Raw genomic sequence first — 17187 nt, forward strand, 5'->3', positions numbered from 1 at the left:
GGCACGACACATGACCGACACGCAGCAACCCGGTGACCAGGCGGTCACCGCCACCGACCCGGCGGACGCCGCCACGGGCCTCCCGGTCGACGACGTGGACTGGGGCGCCCTGCGGGACGCCGCCACGGCCGCGATGCGGCGCGCCTACGCGCCGTACTCGTCGTTCCCGGTGGGCGCCGCTGCGCTCACCGACGACGGCCGGATCGTCTCCGGCTGCAACATCGAGAACGCGAGCTACGGGGTGACGCTCTGCGCGGAGTGCTCCCTCGTGTCGCAGCTGCACATGACCGGCGGCGGCAAGCTCGTCGCGTTCACGTGCGTCGACGGCGACGGGGCGACCCTGATGCCGTGCGGCCGCTGCCGCCAGCTGCTGTTCGAGCACTCGACCGAGGGCATGCTCCTCGAGACGCTCTCCGGCATCCGCACCATCGACGAGGTCCTGCCGGACGCCTTCGGGCCGCGGACCCTCGCCACCTACCAGCAGGAGCACTGATCCACATGGCCGTCGAGCCGTTCGACACCGTCGACCTCATCCGCACGAAGCGCTCCGGCGGGGCCCTGAGCACCGCCGAGGTGGACTGGCTCGTCGACGCGTACACCCGCGGCTACGTCGAGGACCCGCAGATGGCCGCGATGGCGATGGCGATCTTCCTGAACGGGATGGAGCGGCGCGAGATCAAGGACCTCACGCTCGCGATGATCGCGTCGGGGGAGCGGATGTCGTTCTCGTCGCTCGGCAAGACGACCGTGGACAAGCACTCCACCGGTGGTGTCGGCGACAAGATCACGCTGCCGCTCGCGCCCCTGGTGGCGTCGTTCGGCGTCGCCGTGCCGCAGCTGTCCGGTCGCGGACTCGGGCACACCGGCGGCACGCTCGACAAGCTCGAGTCGATCCCCGGGTGGCAGGCGTCCATCTCGAACGACCGCATGATGCAGGTGCTGCAGGACGTCGGCGCGGTCATCTGCGCTGCCGGGTCCGGCCTGGCACCAGCGGACAAGAAGCTCTACGCGCTCCGCGACATCACCGGCACGGTCGAGTGCATCCCGCTCATCGCGTCGAGCATCATGTCGAAGAAGATCGCCGAGGGCACCGGGGCGCTCGTGCTCGACGTCAAGTTCGGGTCCGGCGCGTTCATGCCGACGTACGAGGCGTCCCGGGAGCTCGCGCAGACCATGGTCGACCTCGGCAACGACGCCGGGGTCGCGACCTCGGCGCTGCTGACCGACATGGAGGTCCCGCTCGGGCTGACGATCGGCAACGCGCTCGAGGTGCGGGAGTCGGTCGAGGTGCTCGCCGGCGGCGGCCCCGCCGACGTCGTCGAGCTGACGGTTGCGCTCGCGACCGAGATGCTCACCCTGGCGGGACTGCCCGACGCCGACCCGGCCGCGGCGCTCGCGGACGGCCGCGCCATGGACACCTGGCGTCGGATGATCGAGGCGCAGGGCGGGGACCCGTCCGCCGCGTTGCCCGTGGCCCGCGAACAGCACGTCGTCACCGCTCCGACGTCCGGGGTCCTCACGCAGCAGGACGCGCTGCCGTTCGGCGTCTCGGCCTGGCGGCTCGGGGCCGGTCGTGCCCGCGCGCAGGACCCGGTGCAGGCCGGTGCGGGCATCGAGCTCCACGTCAAGCCGGGGGACAGCGTGACCGAGGGCCAGCCGCTCTGGACGCTGCACTCCGACGACGCGTCGCGGATCCCGCGCGCACTCGAGTCGCTCGAGGGTGCGTGGACCATCGGCCCGGAGGGCTCCGCTGCCGCGGCACGTGGGCCGATCGTGCGCGAGCGCATCGGGTCCTGAACCGGGCCACCCGACCGACCGGAGGCTCCCTGCACACCTGTGGGGAGCCTCCAGTGTCTTCGGTCGTGGGTTGTGCACAGGTGCCTGCGCGGCGGCGGTGACCACCGATAGCCTGGGGGCATGAGCGCCGACGCCCCGACCTACCGCCTGCCCGACGCCGGGGCGGTCATCAACGACCTGCCGAAGGTCTCGCTGCACGACCACCTCGACGGCGGCCTGCGTCCCGCGACCATCATCGAGCTCGCGGCCTCGGCGGGTGTGTCGCTCCCCACCACCGACCCGGCCGAGCTGGGGCAGTGGTTCGCCGACCAGTCGAACTCCGGCTCCCTGGTCGAGTACCTGAAGACGTTCGACGTCACCACGTCGGTGATGCAGACCGCACCGCAGCTCACCCGGATCGCCCGCGAGTTCGTCGAGGACCTGGTCGCCGACGGCGTCGTCTACGGCGAGGTCCGCTGGGCGCCGGAGCAGCACCTGCAGGGCGGACTGACCCTCGACCAGACGGTCGAGGCGGTACAGGCCGGCATCGAGGAAGCCGTCGACGCCGCCGGTGGGCGCATCCGCGTCGGCCAGCTCGTCACCGCGATGCGGCACGCCGACCGGTCGCTCGAGATCGCCGAGCTCGCCGTCCGGCACCGTGACGCCGGGGTCGTCGGCTTCGACATCGCCGGTGCCGAAGCCGGGTTCCCCGCCTCGAACCACCGCGCCGCCTTCGACTACCTGGCGTCCGAACTGTTCCCCGTCACCGTGCACGCGGGCGAGGCCGACGGGCTCGCCTCCATCCGGTCCGCGCTGGTCGACGGCCGGGCGCTCCGCCTCGGGCACGGCGTCCGCATCTTCGAGGACGTCGCCCTGTCCGACGCCGGGGACGGCTCGACGCTGGCCTCCCTGGGCGAGGTCGCCTCGTGGGTCCGTGACCGCGAGATCCCGCTCGAGGTCTCGCCGTCGTCCAACCTGCAGACCGGGGCGATCGCCGCGTGGGGCGACGACCTCGCCGACCACCCGTTCGACGTGCTCTACCAGCTCGGCTTCCGCGTCACGGTGAACACCGACAACCGCCTGATGAGCGGCACCTCGCTGTCGAAGGAGCTCGCACTGCTCGCCGGCACGTTCGGGTACGACCTCGACGACCTGGCGGCGTTCCAGATCAACGCCGCGCTCGGGTCGTTCCTGCCGCTGGAGGACCGCGAGGAGATCATCGCCACCATCACGGCCGGGTACCAGGAGGCCTGACGCATGGGACTGCCACCGCTGCCGGACACCGCCGTCCTCCTCGGTGCGGACGCGCCCGCGTGGCGTGACGCGATGCGCCTGGTCGGCGGTGCGCTCGTCGCGTCGGGCGCCACCACCGACGAGTACACCGACGCCATGATCGGCATGGTCGAGGAGCACGGGCCGTACATCGTCATCTCGCCGGGGCTCGCGTTCGCGCACGCCCGGCCGGGTGGTGCCGTCGTGCGGGACGGACTCGCGATCGTGACGCTCGCGACGCCGGTGGCGTTCGGCCACCCGCACAACGACCCCGTCCGTGTGGTGCTCGGGCTCGCGGTGGCCGAGGTCGGCACCCACCTGGAGTCGATCGGCGAGATCGCGAACCTGTTCAACGACGCCACCGTGACCGGACGGATCGCGGCGGCGACCACCGCGGACGAGGTCCGCGCGATCATGGGGGTCTCCGCGTGAAGATCGTGACCATCTGCGGCGCCGGCATCGGGTCGAGCGGCATCCTCAAGGTGAACGCCGAGAAGGCGCTCGACGCCCTCGGGCTGTCGGCGTCGGTCGTCGCGGCGGACGTCGCGTCTGTGCGGGACGTCTCCGACGACGCCAACGTGATCCTGACGAGTCAGGAGTTCGTCGAGGCGATCGGTGACACCTACGCCGAGGTCATCGTCATCGCGAACCACTTCGACCAGGGCGAGATCACGGCGGCTGTGGACCGGGCGCTCGGCGAGCACTGAGGCGGGTGCGGTGGCGGCCGCTGCGGCGGCTGCTGCGGCGGCGCTGCGGCGGGCGTCCGCCCTTTAGAGTTGGGGCATGAGCACCGAGAACCCGCTGAACGACCCCGCTGCCGACCCGTTCGAGGTCGCGCGGGCCGCCGCCGCCGCCATCGCCGAACAGTCCGGCATCGAGCGGCACGACATCGCCCTGACCCTCGGGTCGGGCTGGGGCAAGGCCGCCGACATCATCGGTGAGACCGTGTCCGAGATCCCGGCCGAGCAGGTCCCCGGGTTCAGCGCCTCGGCCGTCCCCGGCCACTCCGGCACCATCCGGTCGATCCGGCTCGCCGACGGCCGCCACGCGCTCGTCATCGGTGCCCGCACCCACTACTACGAGGGCCACGGGGTCCGTCGGGTCGTGCACAGCGTCCGCACGGCCGCTGCGACCGGTGCCTCGATCATGGTGCTGACCAACGGCGCCGGCGGCATCAAGGAGCACTGGACCCCGGGCACCCCGGTGCTCATCAGCGACCACATCAACCTGACCGCGGACAGCCCGCTCGAGGGCGCGACGTTCATCGACCTGACCGACCTGTACTCGGCGCGTCTGCGCGAGCTGGCCCGGACGGTCGACCCGTCGCTCGACGAGGGCGTGTACACGCAGTTCCGCGGCCCGCACTACGAGACCCCGGCCGAGGTCCAGATGGCGAAGACCATCGGCGGACACATCGTCGGCATGTCGACCGCGCTCGAGGCCATCGCCGCCCGTCAGGCCGGCATGGAGGTCCTCGGGTTCTCGCTCATCACGAACCTCGCCGCGGGCATCCAGAAGACCCCGCTGTCGCACACCGAGGTGCTCGAGGCCGGCAAGCAGGCCGAGCCGGTGATCGCCGACCTGCTCGCACGCGTGGTCGCCGCACTCGGGCAGCCGGCATCGTGAAGCTCGACCTCGACCAGGTGCTCGGCACCGCGCGGGCGTGGCTGGCGCAGGACCCCGACCCGGAGACCCGTGACGAGCTGGCCGCGGCGATCGACGCGGCGGCCGACGGTGACGGTCCCGCTGTCCGGGCGCTCGCCGAGCGGTTCGACGGCCGGCTGCAGTTCGGCACCGCCGGACTCCGCGCGGAGCTCGGCTGGGGCCCGCTGCGCATGAACCGGGTCGTCGTGACCCAGGCCGCTGCGGGGCTCGCACGGTTCCTCATCGGCACCGGGCGCTCGCGCAGCGTCGTGATCGGGTACGACGGCCGGGTGAACTCGGACGTCTTCGCACGTGACTCGGCCGAGGTCATGCGCGGCCTCGGGCTCGAGGTCACCCTGCTGCCCTCGGCCCTGCCGACGCCGGTGCTCGCGTTCGCCGTCCGGCACCTGGACGTCGGTGCTGGCGTCATGGTCACCGCGAGCCACAACCCGCCGCGGGACAACGGGTACAAGGTCTACCTCGGTCAGGACGACGACGGCTCGCAGATCGTGCCGCCCGTCGACGGTGAGATCGCGGCCGCCATCGACGCCGTGGCCGCGGGCTCCGTCACCGACCTGCCGCGCGGCACGGACTACACCGTCGCGACGTCGGCCCTGGTCGACGCCTACGTGGCCGCCACGGCCGCGATCGTGCCCGCTCCGGCACGCGGGGTCGACGAGCAGCCGAAGGTCGTCTACACGGCCATGCACGGCGTCGGGTGGGAGACCGCTCGCGCGGTGTTCGCCGCGGCCGGGTTCGCCGAACCAGCGGTGGTGCCGGAGCAGATCGAGCCAGACGGTGCATTCCCGACGGTCTCGTTCCCGAACCCGGAAGAGCCCGGCGCGATGGACCTGGCGATCGCCCGTGGTCTCGCCGTCGGCGCCGACCTGGTGATCGCGAACGACCCCGACGCCGACCGGCTCGCACTCGCGATCCCGACGGCCTCGGACGCCGGTGCGCCGTCCTACCGCCGGCTGTCGGGCAACGAGGTCGGCTGGCTGCTCGGGTGGCGTGCCGCTGCACGGGCGTCCGAGTCGGGCGCGACCGGCACGCTCGCCGCGTCGATCGTCTCGTCGCCGGCGTTGGCCCGGGTGGCTGCGCGCCACGGGCTGGAGTACCGCGACACCCTGACCGGCTTCAAGTGGGTCTCACGGGTGCCCGAGCTGCTGTTCGGCTACGAAGAGGCCCTGGGCTACCTGGTCGACCCGTCGGTCGTGCGCGACAAGGACGGCATCTCGGCGGCGCTCGAACTGCTGTCCCTCGCCGACGAGCTCGCCGCGTCCGGCTCGACCATCGCCGACCACCTCGAGGCCTTCGCCGCCGAGTTCGGGGCGTTCGCGTCGGGGCAGGTGGCGACCCGCGTCGACGACCTGTCACGCATCGGCGAGATCATGGCGTCGCTCCGGTCCACGCCGCCGTCGACGCTCGGCGGGCTCGACGTGCACACGGTGACGGACTACGCCGACGGGGTGGCGGGCTTCCCGCCCTCGGACATCCTGCGCTACGACCTGTCCGGCGACGCCCGGGTGATCGTCCGCCCGAGCGGGACCGAGCCCAAGGTGAAGGTCTACATCGACACCGTCGCGGACACTCCCGCCGAGGCCCAGCGCCTGGTCGACGCCCTCGCCGAGTCGGTGCGCCCCCTGGTGTCGTAGGGCGCGGTCCGCAAAACACCGGTGTTCGCGCTCTGAACACCCGCACAACGCGGTGCAGAGCGCGAACACCGGTGTTTTGCTGTTCCTCCACAGGGGGTGGGGGAGCGAGGGCTGATCACAAGCAGAGGGTCGTCGTGGTGTGGGCCGCGCGGGAGCCGTGACCGTTGGGCCATGGCTCACATCACGGTGTTCGGCGCGGCTCCGGGCGATCCCGATCCGAGAGCGCACCGACGGCTCGCGGATGCCGCTCGCCGCGGGACCCTCATCCGCCTGACGGCGGGTCGGTACGTCGAACGTGGCGCGTTCGAAGCAGCGAGCGCAGCGGAGCGCCATCGAGCACGGGTCGAAGCGGTCGCGCCGAACATCCACACAGCCCTCGTGATCTCCCACGAGTCGGCTGTGGCGATGCTCGGACTTCCGTGGCTCGGGGAGTTCCCCGAGCACGTCGTCGCCACCGATCCGCGTCGAGCCACCGGGCAACGTCGCGCACACCTGCAGAAGGTCGGAGGGGCGGGTCGCACCATCGCCTGTGCGAGCGTCGGCGGCCTGCCCGTCACGACCCTCGTGGTCACCGGGGTCGACGTCGCGCTCCGAGCATCGTTCCGCACGGCGGTGGTCGTGTTGGACGCGGTGCTAGCCCGAGGAGTGTCGCAGGACGCGCTGCTCGCCGAACTGCGCAGCCGGGAGCCGCGTCCGCGCGCGTCCACCCGCGCGCGACGGGCGATCGAGTTCGCGGACGCGGCTGCCGACTCGCCGGGCGAGTCAGTGGCGCGGCTGTGCTGGGCAGAAGCGGGGTTCCCGGCGCCGGTGCTGCAGCAGGAGTTCCGTGATGCGGCAGGCCTGATCGGCCGGGTGGACTTCTGGTTCGAGGACGCCGGCGTCGTGGTGGAGTTCGACGGGCTGGTCAAGTACCGCGACCGGACGACGCGCGCTGGTCGCTCGCCCGAGCGCGTCGTCATCGACGAGAAGCTCCGGGAGGACCGGCTCCGTGCCCACCGCCACGTCCGGAGGGTCGTCCGCGTCACGTGGCCGGACGTGCAGCCGGGCGGCAACGGCCCCGTGGCACTCGAGGCGGCCGGAGTGCGCCGTGTTCGATGAAGCAAAACACCGGTGTTCACGAGTCGAACCGCGGGTTGCGCGTGTTCAACCGGCGAACACCGGTGTTTTGCGAGACGGAACCCGCGCGCTACGCGAGCTCGAGCAGCACGTGACCGGACGAGACCGTCTGGCCGACCGGGGCGTTCAGCCCGGTGACGACGCCGTCCTTGTGGGCCTGCACGGGCTGCTCCATCTTCATGGCCTCGAGCACGACGAGCAGGTCGCCCTTCACCACGGTGTCACCCTCGGCGACCGCGAGCTTCACTACGGTGGCCTGCATCGGCGACGCGACGGACGACCCGGACTTCGCCAGACCCCCGCGGACGGCCGACGAGCGGCGCTTCGGGGGAGCGGTGGGGCCGGCCGGACGACGACCGGCGACACCGCCGGCAGCACCGCCACCGACGATCGACGGCATGGTGACCTCGATGCGCTTGCCCTGCACCTCGACCACGACGCTGTCGCGCGCAGCCGGGGCCGGCAGTTCCTCGGGGGAGCCGCTCCACGCCGGGATGTCGTTGACGAAGTCGGTCTCGATCCACTGCGTGTAGATGCTGAACGGCTCGTCGTCGGCCGTCGCGAACGCCGGGTCGGACACCACGGCGCGGTGGAAGGGGAGCACGGTCGGCAGGCCGGTGACCTCGAACTCGGCGAGTGCACGACGCGAACGCTCCAGCGCCTCGGCACGGGTGGCGCCGGTGACGATCAGCTTCGCGAGCATCGAGTCGAACGACCCGGACACGACGTCACCGGAGACGACACCCGAGTCGACACGGACGCCGGGGCCGGACGGTGCGTTGAACGCGTGCACGGGGCCGGGCGCGGGGAAGAAGTTGCGACCCGGGTCCTCGCCGTTGATGCGGAACTCGAACGAGTGTCCCCGCGGCGTGGGGTCCGAGTAGTCGAGCACGCCACCCTCGGCGATGCGGAACTGCTCGCGCACCAGGTCGATGCCGGTGACCTCTTCGGAGACGCAGTGCTCGACCTGCAGGCGGGTGTTGACCTCGAGGAACGACACGGTGCCGTCGGCACCGATGAGGAACTCGCAGGTGCCGGCGCCGACGTAGCCGACCTCGCGCAGGATCGCCTTCGACGACTCGTACAGCGCGGTCTGCTGCTCGGACGTCAGGTAGGGCGCCGGGGCTTCCTCGACGAGCTTCTGGTGGCGTCGCTGCAGCGAGCAGTCGCGGGTGGAGACCACGACGACGTTGCCGTGCTCGTCCGCCAGGCACTGGGTCTCGACGTGGCGCGGCTTGTCCAGGTACTTCTCGACGAAGCACTCGCCCCGACCGAACGCGGCGATCGCCTCACGCGTGGCGGACTCGAAGAGCTCCTCGACCGAGGCACGGTCGCGGACGACCTTCAGACCACGACCGCCACCGCCGAACGCCGCCTTGATCGCGACGGGCAGACCGACCTGGTCGACGAAGTCGAAGACCTCGGAGACGTCCTGCACGGGCTCGATGGTGCCGGGGGCGAGCGGTGCGCCGACCTTCTCGGCGACGTGGCGCGCGGAGACCTTGTCGCCGAGGCGCTCGATCGACTCCGGCGACGGGCCGATCCAGACGAGCCCGGCGTCGATGACGGCGCGGGCGAAGTCGGCGTTCTCGGCGAGGAACCCGTAGCCCGGGTGCACGGCGTCCGCGCCGGAGCGGCGGGCGACCGAGATGATCTTGTCGATGACGAGGTACGTGTCGGCGCTCGTGGTGCCGTTCAGCGCGTAGGCCTCGTCGGCGAGGCGGGCGTGCAGGGCATCGCGGTCCTGGTCGGCGTAGACCGCGACCGATGCCTTGCCCGCGTCGCGGGCCGCGCGGATGATGCGGACGGCGATCTCGCCGCGGTTCGCGATGAGGACCTTGCTGATACGGGGCATGACACAGCAGCGTATTCGTGCGGCGGGAGTGCGTTTTGACTGGCACCCACAAAGAACCACCCGGAAGAGGTGCGGATGTCTACAGTGCCCACAGGTCGTGCCAGGCGATGCCGAAGCCCCGGAGGAGCATCGACCGCAGCACCGGCAGCGACATCCCGATCACGGCGGACGGTGCTCCGTCGATCCGCGTGATGTACGCCGCGGCCCGACCGTCGATGGTGAAGGCACCCGCCACCTCGAGCGGCTCGCCCGTCGCGACGTACGCGTCGATCTCGTCGACGGACACGTCGTCGGCGAAGGTCAGCACCGCGCTGTCGACCGCGACCACGCGGTCGCCGGCGGCGGCCAGCGCCGACCCGCCGGGCGCGACGTCACCCAGCTGCGGGACGCCGGCGGTGGACGCGACCAGGGACCGGACGGGAGGCACGGTGCGGGCCGGTGCCGCGCCTCCAGGCCGTCCCGTGGCCGGTTCCGGGTCCCGGTGTCGGTCGTCGCGCCGTCGATCGATCACGCAGTGTCCGCTCCACAGGGTCCCGCCGCCGGCGGCGAGCATCTGCCGCCAGCGCTCCCGGGCGACCGCGGGGTCGTGCGGCTTGCCGTACAGCTGTCCGTCGACCTCGAACGCGGAGTCGCCGCCGAACACCACCCCGTCGACCGGTGACCCGGCGACCGCGGAGTCGGCGACCGCGGACGCCTTCGCGACGGCGAGGAGCGAGACGAGCTCCGGACCGGTCAGGTCGCGGCCGAGGGATGCCGCTGCTGCGGCGCCGACGGCGTCCTCGTCGACCCCGGGGGACACGAGCACGGGTTCGATCCCGGACTGGGCGAGGAGTGCTCGGCGGGCGGGGGATGTACTCGCGAGGTACAGACGCATGGGACCATCTCACCATGGGTGAATCCGTCGGCACGCTGCTCGAACTCGACGTCACCGGGATCGCCCACGGCGGCATCTCGGTGGCACGGCACGAAGGACGGGTGGTCTTCGTCTCGGACGCGATCCCCGGGGAGCGCGTCGTCGCCCGGGTGACCGAGGACCGCAAGAAGTCGTTCTGGCGCGCCGACACGGTCAGCGTCATCACGCCGAGCGAGCACCGCGTCGACCACGTCTGGCCCGAGGCCGCGCTCGAGCGTGACCCCGAGACGCGCCCGGGTGGTGCCGAGTTCGGTCACATCGCCCTCGCACACCAGCGCACGCTGAAGCACGACGTCCTCGTCGACTCGTTCGCGCGGTTCGCGCGGATGGACCTCGCCGAGGTGCTCGGCCACGACGTCGTCGTCGAGGCCGCGCCCGGGGACGACGCGGCGAACGGCCTCGGCTGGCGCACCCGCGTCCGGCTGCACGTCGACGAGCAGGGCACCGCCGGCCCGTTCGCGGCCCGCTCCCACTCCGTCATCCCGGTGACCGGCCTGCCGCTCGCGACCGCCGTCGTGCAGCAGAGCGCCCCGCTCGGCCGTGGTGCACTGCCGGGGTCCTCGGTCATCGACGTCCTCGCACCGAGCGGCTCCGAGGGCGCGCGGCTCGTCATCGACGACCAGAAGCCCACCGTGGTGGTCGAGGTCGTGGGGGAGCGCACGTTCCAGGTCGACGACAACGGGTTCTGGCAGGTGCACCGCGCTGCGGCGACCGTGCTCACCGAGGCCGTGCAGGACCTGGTCGACCGCGATCGCCTCGACCCCGAGGGCACACACCTGGACCTGTACGGCGGTGTCGGCCTGCTCGCCGCCGCCCTCGGTGACCTGGTCGGCCCCAAGGCACGCATCACGAGCGTCGAGAGCGCCGCCCGTGCCACCGAGCACGCGCAGGAGAACCTGTCCGAGTGGCTCGGCGCCCGCGCGGAGACCGGCCGCGTGGACCGCTGGCTGACGAACACCGTGGCGAACGCCTCGCGCGCCGAGAAGGACCGCTTCCGCGCCGGCACGATCGTGCTCGACCCGCCCCGCGCCGGTGCCGGTCGTGACGTGGTCGTGCAGATCGCCGCGCTCCAGCCGGAGCAGGTCGTCTACGTGGCGTGCGACCCGGTGGCACTGGCCCGCGACGTCGCGACGTTCGCCGACCTCGGCTACCGACTCGAAGCACTGCGGGCCTTCGACCTGTTCCCGCACACGCACCACTTGGAAGCCGTCGCACGCCTGGTCCCCGCGCGCTGAGGTCCGGGGGTCGCTCGACCGCGGGTCCTTGCGTGTCGGGGTGTCCACCAATCGGCGGACCGGCCAGCGTGGCGCAGCGGAGAAGCCCCGCACCTGAGTCCGGGCTGGGTATCCTGGGTCGTTGATGGCACTCCGGTTTCAGGGGCCGGCGTCGCGCATCGGAACGAGAGGCCACTGTGGCAGCAGGAACGACAACCACCAGCACCGAGACGTCAGGGGCGGCCACCAGGCCGGTCCGGGTCGCGATCGTCGACGACCACGAGTCCGTCCGACTCGGGATCCAGGCGGCGTGCCAGAACGAGGGGTTCGAGGTGGTGCTCACCGCCGCCAGCGTCCCCGAGTACGTCCAGAACCTCGACGGGCGAGAGGTCGACGTCGTCGTCCTCGACCTGTCCCTCGGTGACGGTTCGACCGTGACCGAGAACGTCAAGGGCGTGCAGGGGACGGGATCGGCGGTGCTCGTGCACTCCATCGCGGACCGTGTCGCCAACGTGCGTGAGGCGCTCGCAGCAGGGGCTGCAGGCGTCATCCCGAAGTCCTCGGCCACCAAGACCGTGATGGCGGCGGTCGCCACCGTCGCACGCGGTGACGTGCTCAACAACCTCGAGTGGGCGAGCGCCATCGACGCCGACCGCGACTTCGCGAAGGCACAGCTCGGCCGTCGCGAGCGCGAGATCCTGCACCTCTACGCCTCGGGTCTCCCGCTCAAGCTCGCCGCCCAGCAGCTCGGCATCGGCTACTCGACGGCCCGTGAGTACCTCGACCGGATCCGTGTGAAGTACGTCGAGGTCGGTCGCCCGGCCCCGACGAAGGTCGACCTGCTGCGTCGAGCCGTCGAGGACGGGATCCTCCCCGGGCTCGACTCGGGCATCGACCCCGACGGCGACGGTCGCTGACACGGATGGCGACCGCGGCTGAGTCGGCGCGGACGGTCGTCGAACCGGCGCCCTTCGGCGCCGATCCGGCGCGCAGCGTGCGCGCCTCGATCACGCAGGCGTCGGTCGAGCGCGCGTTCGCGATCCTCCTCGCGATGGCGGCGATCGGCCTCGGCATCGTCGACGCGCCCGCGGTCCTGCAGCAGCTGCCGTACCTCGACCCGTTCTGGGGTCCGACGCTGATGCTCGCCCTCGCGGCGTCGTTCGTGTTCATCGGGGTCTCGGCCTTCGTGCAGCGGGTCGCGCAGCTGGCGCAGATCGTCTGCGCGCTGCTGTTCCTCGTCGTGCTCGTGACGTGGACGGCGACCGTGCAGGAGCCCATCCCGTCGGCGCAGCAGCCGTGGCCGTGGTGGTTCTGCACGGTCGGCTGCACGGCGGCGGCGATGGGCTTCGCCACGTGGCGTGCGACGGTCTACACCGCGCTCGTGCCGGCGGTGTACGTCGTCATCCGGCTCAGCCCGCTCGGCGGCGACGTCGGGGTCCTCGCCGTCCTGCTCGACGGCGTCTACACGGCGCTGCTCAGCGGCGCGGTGCTCGTCATCGCCGTGGTGCTGCGGCGTGCGGCCACGTCGGTCGACACGGCGCAGTCCACGGCCGTGCGGCGGTACTCGCTCGCCATCCGGGAACACGCCACCGAGGTCGAGCGGGTCCAGGTGGACGCCATCGTGCACGACAGCGTGCTCACGACCCTGCTCTCCGCCGCCCGCGCCGACACGCTCGAGGCCAAGACCCTCGCCGCGCGGATGGCCCGGAACGCGATCGACCACCTCGAGGCCGCCGCCACCGACGGTCCCGGTGACGTCGCGCCGGTCGCCCTCGGGGAACTCAGGGCGCGCATCCGCGAGGGGGTCGGTGCGTTGCCCGCTCCGGTCCGCCTCGTCCCGACGCCGACCGGGTCGGTCCGTCTGCCCGCGTCGGTCGCCGACGCGCTGGCCTCGGCGGCGCTGCAGGCCGCGGTGAACAGCGTGCAGCACGCCGGCGACGCTGACGTCTCCCGCTGGGTCCGCGTCGAGCAGCAGGGCCAGGGGGTGCTCGTCGAGGTCGGTGACGAGGGCCGCGGGTTCGACGTCGCGGCCATCCCCGCCGAACGGCTCGGTGTCCGCCGCTCCATCGTCGAGCGCGTCGCGACCGTCGACGGTCGGGCCGAGGTGCACACCGCCCCCGGCGAGGGCACCCGCATCGTGCTGACGTGGTCGCCGGCCGCGAGGACGACCGCATGAAGGTCTCCCTGCCGGCGAGCATCGCCCTCGGCCTGGCGTCGCTGTTCTCCCTCTACCACCTGGTCCTCGCCGCGGCCACGTTGCCGCGCGTCGACCAGGTCGCCCCGATCATCGCCTGCATGGTCCTGTACGCCGCGGCCACCGGCCTCGCACTGTTCGTCCCCGGCAGGGTCCTGCCGGTCTGGACGTCTTGCTTCTCCCTCGCCACCGCCATCGTGATGCCGGTGATCGCCGCCCCCGTCCTCGTCGATGGTCGTGGTCCCGGCTCCGCCACCTGGTGGATCGCGGCCATCGGCACGCTCATGGTGGTGCTCGTCGTGCGCGGCCGGGGCCCCTTCGCGTGGGCCGGCGTGCTGTTCCTGACCGTGTACACCGTCGCCTGGGCCGGTCTCGGCTCGCTCGGTGGGCTCGGCGTGGTCGGCAGCGTCGCCTGGGTCGCGATCGCCACGGTCTTCGCCGCCGCGATGAGCCGCGCCATCCGGAACACCCGTGAACTCGTCCTCGCCGAGCAGGAGACCGCCGACTGGCAGGCCGCGCAGGACGCCCACGTGTTCGAGCGGCAGTTCCGCCTGAGCCAGACCACCCGGATGGCCCTGCCGATGCTGCAGCGCATCATCGACTCCTGCGGCGACCTCGACGACGCCGACCGCGCCGAGTGCCTGCACCTCGAGCAGGCCATCCGGGACGAGATCCGGGGCCGGTCCCTGTTGTCCGACGACGTCCGCGACGAGGTGATGCGCCTGCGTCGCCGCGGAGCGACCGTCCAGCTGCACGACGACGGCGGGCTCGACGACCTGGACGCCCCGGACATCCGCCGCATCCACGCCCGCGTCGCCGAGGCGCTCCGGCAGGCCCGCGACGCCGACAACGTCATCGTGCGGACGGTCGGTGAGGGCTCCGACTCCGCGGTGACCGTCGTCGGACTCCGCCTCGACGGCGCGGCCAGTGAGTCCGCGGCGCTCGGAGCGGGGATGGACGACGACGACGGGGACGAGGACGACTCCGTCGCGCTCTGGCTGGAGATCCCGCGGCACGAGCCGGCATAGCGCGCGGCACGCCCGGTACAGCACGCGGCACGCGTTCCGCGACGATGCACCACGTGATCGACGCGTGGATCGTCGCGAACGTGGTGCGGACGGCGCTGCGGACGCGCGTGGTGCGCCGGGCGTGCGGGCGGCGGTGCACGCGATGGGGGACAGCCGGGAGGCCCGTGGCGGCGCCGCCACGGGCCTCCAGACCGTCACGTGGGTGCGCCGGGCTGGCGCGCGCGTGGAAGCGACCATGTCGCTGTCGTACGACGTCGACGGTGTCGTTCCGCATCGCCCCGCCAACCGCACCGACGCCCGCCCGCACCCGCGACAGACCCCCGGAAACGGGGAACGGGCCGGTCGGATACCGACCGGCCCGTTCACGACCCGAGGCTGAGCGACAACCCGAATGTCGCCCTGCCTCGCAGCGGGCGGTGGCTTCGTACCCTAGTCGGCCACCGTCCTGCGATGTCTTTCGTTGAAGGACACCGAACACCAACTACTATGCCGACGCACGAGCCGCATGTCAGTCGTCATTATGGGGGACAATTCCGGCATTTCCGGTCCGTATCCGCTGAACGTGTCCCCCGAGTGAGGGGATACCGACCGGGAAGTGCGCCCTGCAACCGTCCCGGCCGCCAGCGCACCAGGGGTACATCAGCGGAGCGATCGGCCCCAGGCACCCGGTCCGTGATCGAGCGGGCGGCGGAGTCCGCGGGCCGCGGCGTCCCACCCGGTGCGGGGCTCGACGACCACGGCGGCTCGTCCGGCGGCAGCGGCCTCGTCGGCCTGGCGCTGCAGGACGGCCACGACGGCGGCGAGTTCCTCGGGGGTGGGGTCGCCGGCGACCACCCGGACGTCCGCCACCGAGGCGGGTTCGTCCGAGGGCACGGCTGCTGCGTGTCGGCCCATCAGAGGGGGATGTTCCCGTGCTTCTTCGGGGGCAGCGTGGCGCGCTTGCCCCGCAACGACCGGAGGGCCTTGATGACCGACACGCGCGTCGCGTGCGGCTGGATGATGCCGTCGAGCTCTCCGCGCTCGGCCGCCAGGTACGGCGACGCGACGTTGTACGTGTACTCGTTCGCGAGCTTCGTGCGGACCGCGGCGACGTCCTCGCCGGACTCCTCGGCGCGCTTGATCTCGGCGCGGTACAGGATGTTCACGGCGCCCTGGCCGCCCATGACGGCGATCTCGGCGGTCGGCCACGCCAGGTTGATGTCGGCGCCGAGCTGCTTCGAGCCCATCACGATGTACGCGCCGCCGTAGGCCTTGCGGGTGATGACGGTGACGAGCGGGACGGTGGCCTCGGCGTAGGCGTACAGCAGCTTCGCGCCGCGGCGGATGACGCCGGTCCACTCCTGGTCGGTGCCGGGCAGGTAGCCGGGCACGTCCACCAGGGTCAGGATCGGGATGCCGAACGCGTCGCAGAACCGCACGAAGCGGGCGGCCTTCTCGCCGGCGTCGATGTTCAGCGTGCCGGCCATCGCCTGCGGCTGGTTCGCGATGATGCCGACCGTGCGGCCCTCGACCCGGCCGAAGCCGATCAGGATGTTCGGCGCGAAGAGCGGCTGGACCTCGAGGAACTCACCGTCGTCGACGATGTGCTCGATGATCGTGGTGACGTCGTACGGCTGGTTCGTCGAGTCCGGGATCACGAGGTCGAGCTCGTGGTCGGCGTCGGTGGTCTCGAGCTCCGGGGCGACGTCGTAGGCCGGCGGGTCGGACAGGTTGTTGTCCGGCAGGAACCCGATGAGCGAGCGCGCGTAGTCGAGCGCGTCGGTCTCGTCCTCGGCCAGGTAGTGGGCCACGCCGGAGACCGCGTTGTGCGTCTGGGCGCCGCCGAGCTCCTCGAAGCCGACGTCCTCGCCCGTGACGGTCTTGATGACGTCGGGGCCGGTGACGAACATGTGGCTGGTCTTGTCGACCATGATGACGAAGTCGGTCAGGGCGGGGGAGTACACCGCACCGCCGGCCGCCGGACCCATCACGATCGACAGCTGCGGGATGACGCCTGAGGCCTGGGTGTTCAGGCGGAAGATCTCGCCGTACTTGCCGAGCGCGACGACGCCTTCCTGGATGCGGGCGCCGCCGGAGTCGAGGATGCCGATGATCGGCACGCCCGTCTTGAGCGCGTGCTGCATGACCTTGATGATCTTCTCGCCGGCGACCTCGCCGAGCGACCCGCCGAAGACCGTGAAGTCCTGCGCGTAGACGGCGACGTTGCGGCCGTGGATCGTGCCGACGCCGGTGACGACCGCGTCACCGTAGGGGCGCTTGGCGTCCATGCCGAACGACGTGGTGCGGTGCCGCACGAACTCGTCGAACTCCACGAAGGAGTTCTCGTCGAGCAGCTGCTCGATGCGTTCGCGCGCGGTGCCCTTGCCCTTCGCGTGCTGCTTGGCGATGGCGGATTCGCCCGCGGCGGTCACGGCCTCGTGGTACCGGTCGCGGAGGTCGGCCAGTCGGCCGGCCGTCGTCGACAGATCGGGGGTGTCTCCTGAAGTCACCCGCTCACCCTACCGGCGGGTGCCACGCTGC

General features: G+C 72.0%; 16 protein-coding genes. 12 read left to right on the forward strand and 4 right to left on the reverse strand.

Features of this window, described 5'->3' with window-relative positions:
- Positions 1–10 precede the first annotated feature (10 nt).
- From DEJ04_RS08890 to DEJ04_RS08925, 8 genes are all read left to right on the forward strand, one after another.
- Positions 11–493, forward strand: a complete 483-nt coding sequence (locus tag DEJ04_RS08890) for a cytidine deaminase (protein ID WP_111038034.1) — start codon at positions 11–13, stop codon at positions 491–493.
- A 5-nt stretch (positions 494–498) separates the two neighbouring features.
- Positions 499–1797, forward strand: a complete 1299-nt coding sequence (locus tag DEJ04_RS08895; protein ID WP_111046841.1) for a thymidine phosphorylase — start codon at positions 499–501, stop codon at positions 1795–1797.
- Positions 1798–1917: 120 nt separating this feature from the next.
- On the forward strand, positions 1918–3030 hold the full coding sequence (locus DEJ04_RS08900; RefSeq protein ID WP_111022313.1) for an adenosine deaminase: 1113 nt from the start codon (positions 1918–1920) through the stop codon (positions 3028–3030).
- A gap of 3 nt (positions 3031–3033) precedes the next feature.
- On the forward strand, positions 3034–3480 hold the full coding sequence (locus DEJ04_RS08905) for a PTS sugar transporter subunit IIA (protein ID WP_111029446.1): 447 nt from the start codon (positions 3034–3036) through the stop codon (positions 3478–3480).
- On the forward strand, positions 3477–3755 hold the full coding sequence (locus DEJ04_RS08910) for a PTS sugar transporter subunit IIB (RefSeq protein WP_027466460.1): 279 nt from the start codon (positions 3477–3479) through the stop codon (positions 3753–3755). The genes DEJ04_RS08905 and DEJ04_RS08910 overlap by 4 nt, the downstream gene beginning before the upstream one ends.
- Before the next feature lie 76 nt (positions 3756–3831).
- Positions 3832–4674 carry a purine-nucleoside phosphorylase gene (locus DEJ04_RS08915; protein ID WP_071244261.1) on the forward strand — a complete coding sequence of 281 codons (843 nt, stop codon included), beginning with the start codon at positions 3832–3834 and terminating at the stop codon, positions 4672–4674.
- Positions 4671–6347 (forward strand): phospho-sugar mutase, encoded by a 1677-nt coding sequence (locus DEJ04_RS08920; protein ID WP_111046842.1) that lies wholly within the window; start codon positions 4671–4673, stop codon positions 6345–6347. The genes DEJ04_RS08915 and DEJ04_RS08920 overlap by 4 nt, the downstream gene beginning before the upstream one ends.
- A gap of 171 nt (positions 6348–6518) precedes the next feature.
- The gene (locus DEJ04_RS08925) at positions 6519–7445 is read left to right on the forward strand and encodes a hypothetical protein (protein ID WP_111046843.1); all 927 of its coding nucleotides are present in this window, start codon (positions 6519–6521) and stop codon (positions 7443–7445) included.
- A gap of 88 nt (positions 7446–7533) precedes the next feature.
- On the opposite strand, the gene DEJ04_RS08930 is transcribed toward DEJ04_RS08925, so the two are convergent.
- Positions 7534–9318: a biotin carboxylase N-terminal domain-containing protein gene (locus DEJ04_RS08930; protein ID WP_110863334.1), complete on the reverse strand. Its 1785-nt coding sequence runs from the start codon at positions 9316–9318 to the stop codon at positions 7534–7536.
- 79 nt (positions 9319–9397) lie between these two features.
- The gene (locus DEJ04_RS08935) at positions 9398–10192 is read right to left on the reverse strand and encodes a nucleoside triphosphate pyrophosphatase (protein WP_111046844.1); all 795 of its coding nucleotides are present in this window, start codon (positions 10190–10192) and stop codon (positions 9398–9400) included.
- 14 nt (positions 10193–10206) lie between these two features.
- On the opposite strand from DEJ04_RS08935, the gene DEJ04_RS08940 reads away from it, so the two are divergent.
- The 4 genes from DEJ04_RS08940 (at position 10207) to DEJ04_RS08955 (ending at position 14667) form a co-directional block, all read left to right on the forward strand.
- Positions 10207–11466 carry a class I SAM-dependent RNA methyltransferase gene (locus DEJ04_RS08940; RefSeq protein WP_111046845.1) on the forward strand — a complete coding sequence of 420 codons (1260 nt, stop codon included), beginning with the start codon at positions 10207–10209 and terminating at the stop codon, positions 11464–11466.
- Positions 11467–11642: 176 nt separating this feature from the next.
- Complete coding sequence (locus DEJ04_RS08945; RefSeq protein ID WP_017888757.1) at positions 11643–12362, forward strand: response regulator transcription factor; 720 nt, start codon at positions 11643–11645, stop codon at positions 12360–12362.
- A 5-nt stretch (positions 12363–12367) separates the two neighbouring features.
- The gene (locus tag DEJ04_RS08950) at positions 12368–13621 is read left to right on the forward strand and encodes a sensor histidine kinase (RefSeq protein ID WP_071406412.1); all 1254 of its coding nucleotides are present in this window, start codon (positions 12368–12370) and stop codon (positions 13619–13621) included.
- Complete coding sequence (locus DEJ04_RS08955; RefSeq protein ID WP_111046867.1) at positions 13618–14667, forward strand: hypothetical protein; 1050 nt, start codon at positions 13618–13620, stop codon at positions 14665–14667. Before DEJ04_RS08950 ends, DEJ04_RS08955 begins: the two co-directional genes overlap by 4 nt.
- 639 nt (positions 14668–15306) lie before the next feature.
- Here DEJ04_RS08955 and DEJ04_RS08965 read toward each other — a convergent pair.
- Complete coding sequence (locus DEJ04_RS08965) at positions 15307–15540, reverse strand: acyl-CoA carboxylase subunit epsilon (RefSeq protein ID WP_220035556.1); 234 nt, start codon at positions 15538–15540, stop codon at positions 15307–15309.
- 20 nt (positions 15541–15560) lie between these two features.
- Positions 15561–17156, reverse strand: coding sequence for an acyl-CoA carboxylase subunit beta (locus tag DEJ04_RS08970; RefSeq protein ID WP_071406413.1), 1596 nt, complete (start codon positions 17154–17156; stop codon positions 15561–15563).
- Positions 17157–17187 lie beyond the last annotated feature (31 nt).

Origin of the sequence: Curtobacterium sp. MCLR17_044 (genome assembly GCF_003234435.1) — a bacterium.
Classification (GTDB): domain Bacteria; phylum Actinomycetota; class Actinomycetes; order Actinomycetales; family Microbacteriaceae; genus Curtobacterium; species Curtobacterium flaccumfaciens.

Bases quoted from the DNA above. Each gene is read 5' to 3' on its own strand.
- DEJ04_RS08930 (WP_110863334.1), bottom strand. From the start codon at position 9,318: ATGCCCCGTATCAGCAAGGTCCTCATCGCGAACCGCGGCGAGATCGCC.
- DEJ04_RS08955 (WP_111046867.1), top strand. From the start codon at position 13,618: ATGAAGGTCTCCCTGCCGGCGAGCATCGCCCTCGGCCTGGCGTCGCTG.
- DEJ04_RS08950 (WP_071406412.1), top strand. From the start codon at position 12,368: ATGGCGACCGCGGCTGAGTCGGCGCGGACGGTCGTCGAACCGGCGCCC.
- DEJ04_RS08915 (WP_071244261.1), top strand. From the start codon at position 3,832: ATGAGCACCGAGAACCCGCTGAACGACCCCGCTGCCGACCCGTTCGAG.
- DEJ04_RS08890 (WP_111038034.1), top strand. From the start codon at position 11: ATGACCGACACGCAGCAACCCGGTGACCAGGCGGTCACCGCCACCGAC.
- DEJ04_RS08900 (WP_111022313.1), top strand. From the start codon at position 1,918: ATGAGCGCCGACGCCCCGACCTACCGCCTGCCCGACGCCGGGGCGGTC.
- DEJ04_RS08895 (WP_111046841.1), top strand. From the start codon at position 499: ATGGCCGTCGAGCCGTTCGACACCGTCGACCTCATCCGCACGAAGCGC.
- DEJ04_RS08905 (WP_111029446.1), top strand. From the start codon at position 3,034: ATGGGACTGCCACCGCTGCCGGACACCGCCGTCCTCCTCGGTGCGGAC.
- DEJ04_RS08925 (WP_111046843.1), top strand. From the start codon at position 6,519: ATGGCTCACATCACGGTGTTCGGCGCGGCTCCGGGCGATCCCGATCCG.
- DEJ04_RS08940 (WP_111046845.1), top strand. From the start codon at position 10,207: ATGGGTGAATCCGTCGGCACGCTGCTCGAACTCGACGTCACCGGGATC.
- DEJ04_RS08935 (WP_111046844.1), bottom strand. From the start codon at position 10,192: ATGCGTCTGTACCTCGCGAGTACATCCCCCGCCCGCCGAGCACTCCTC.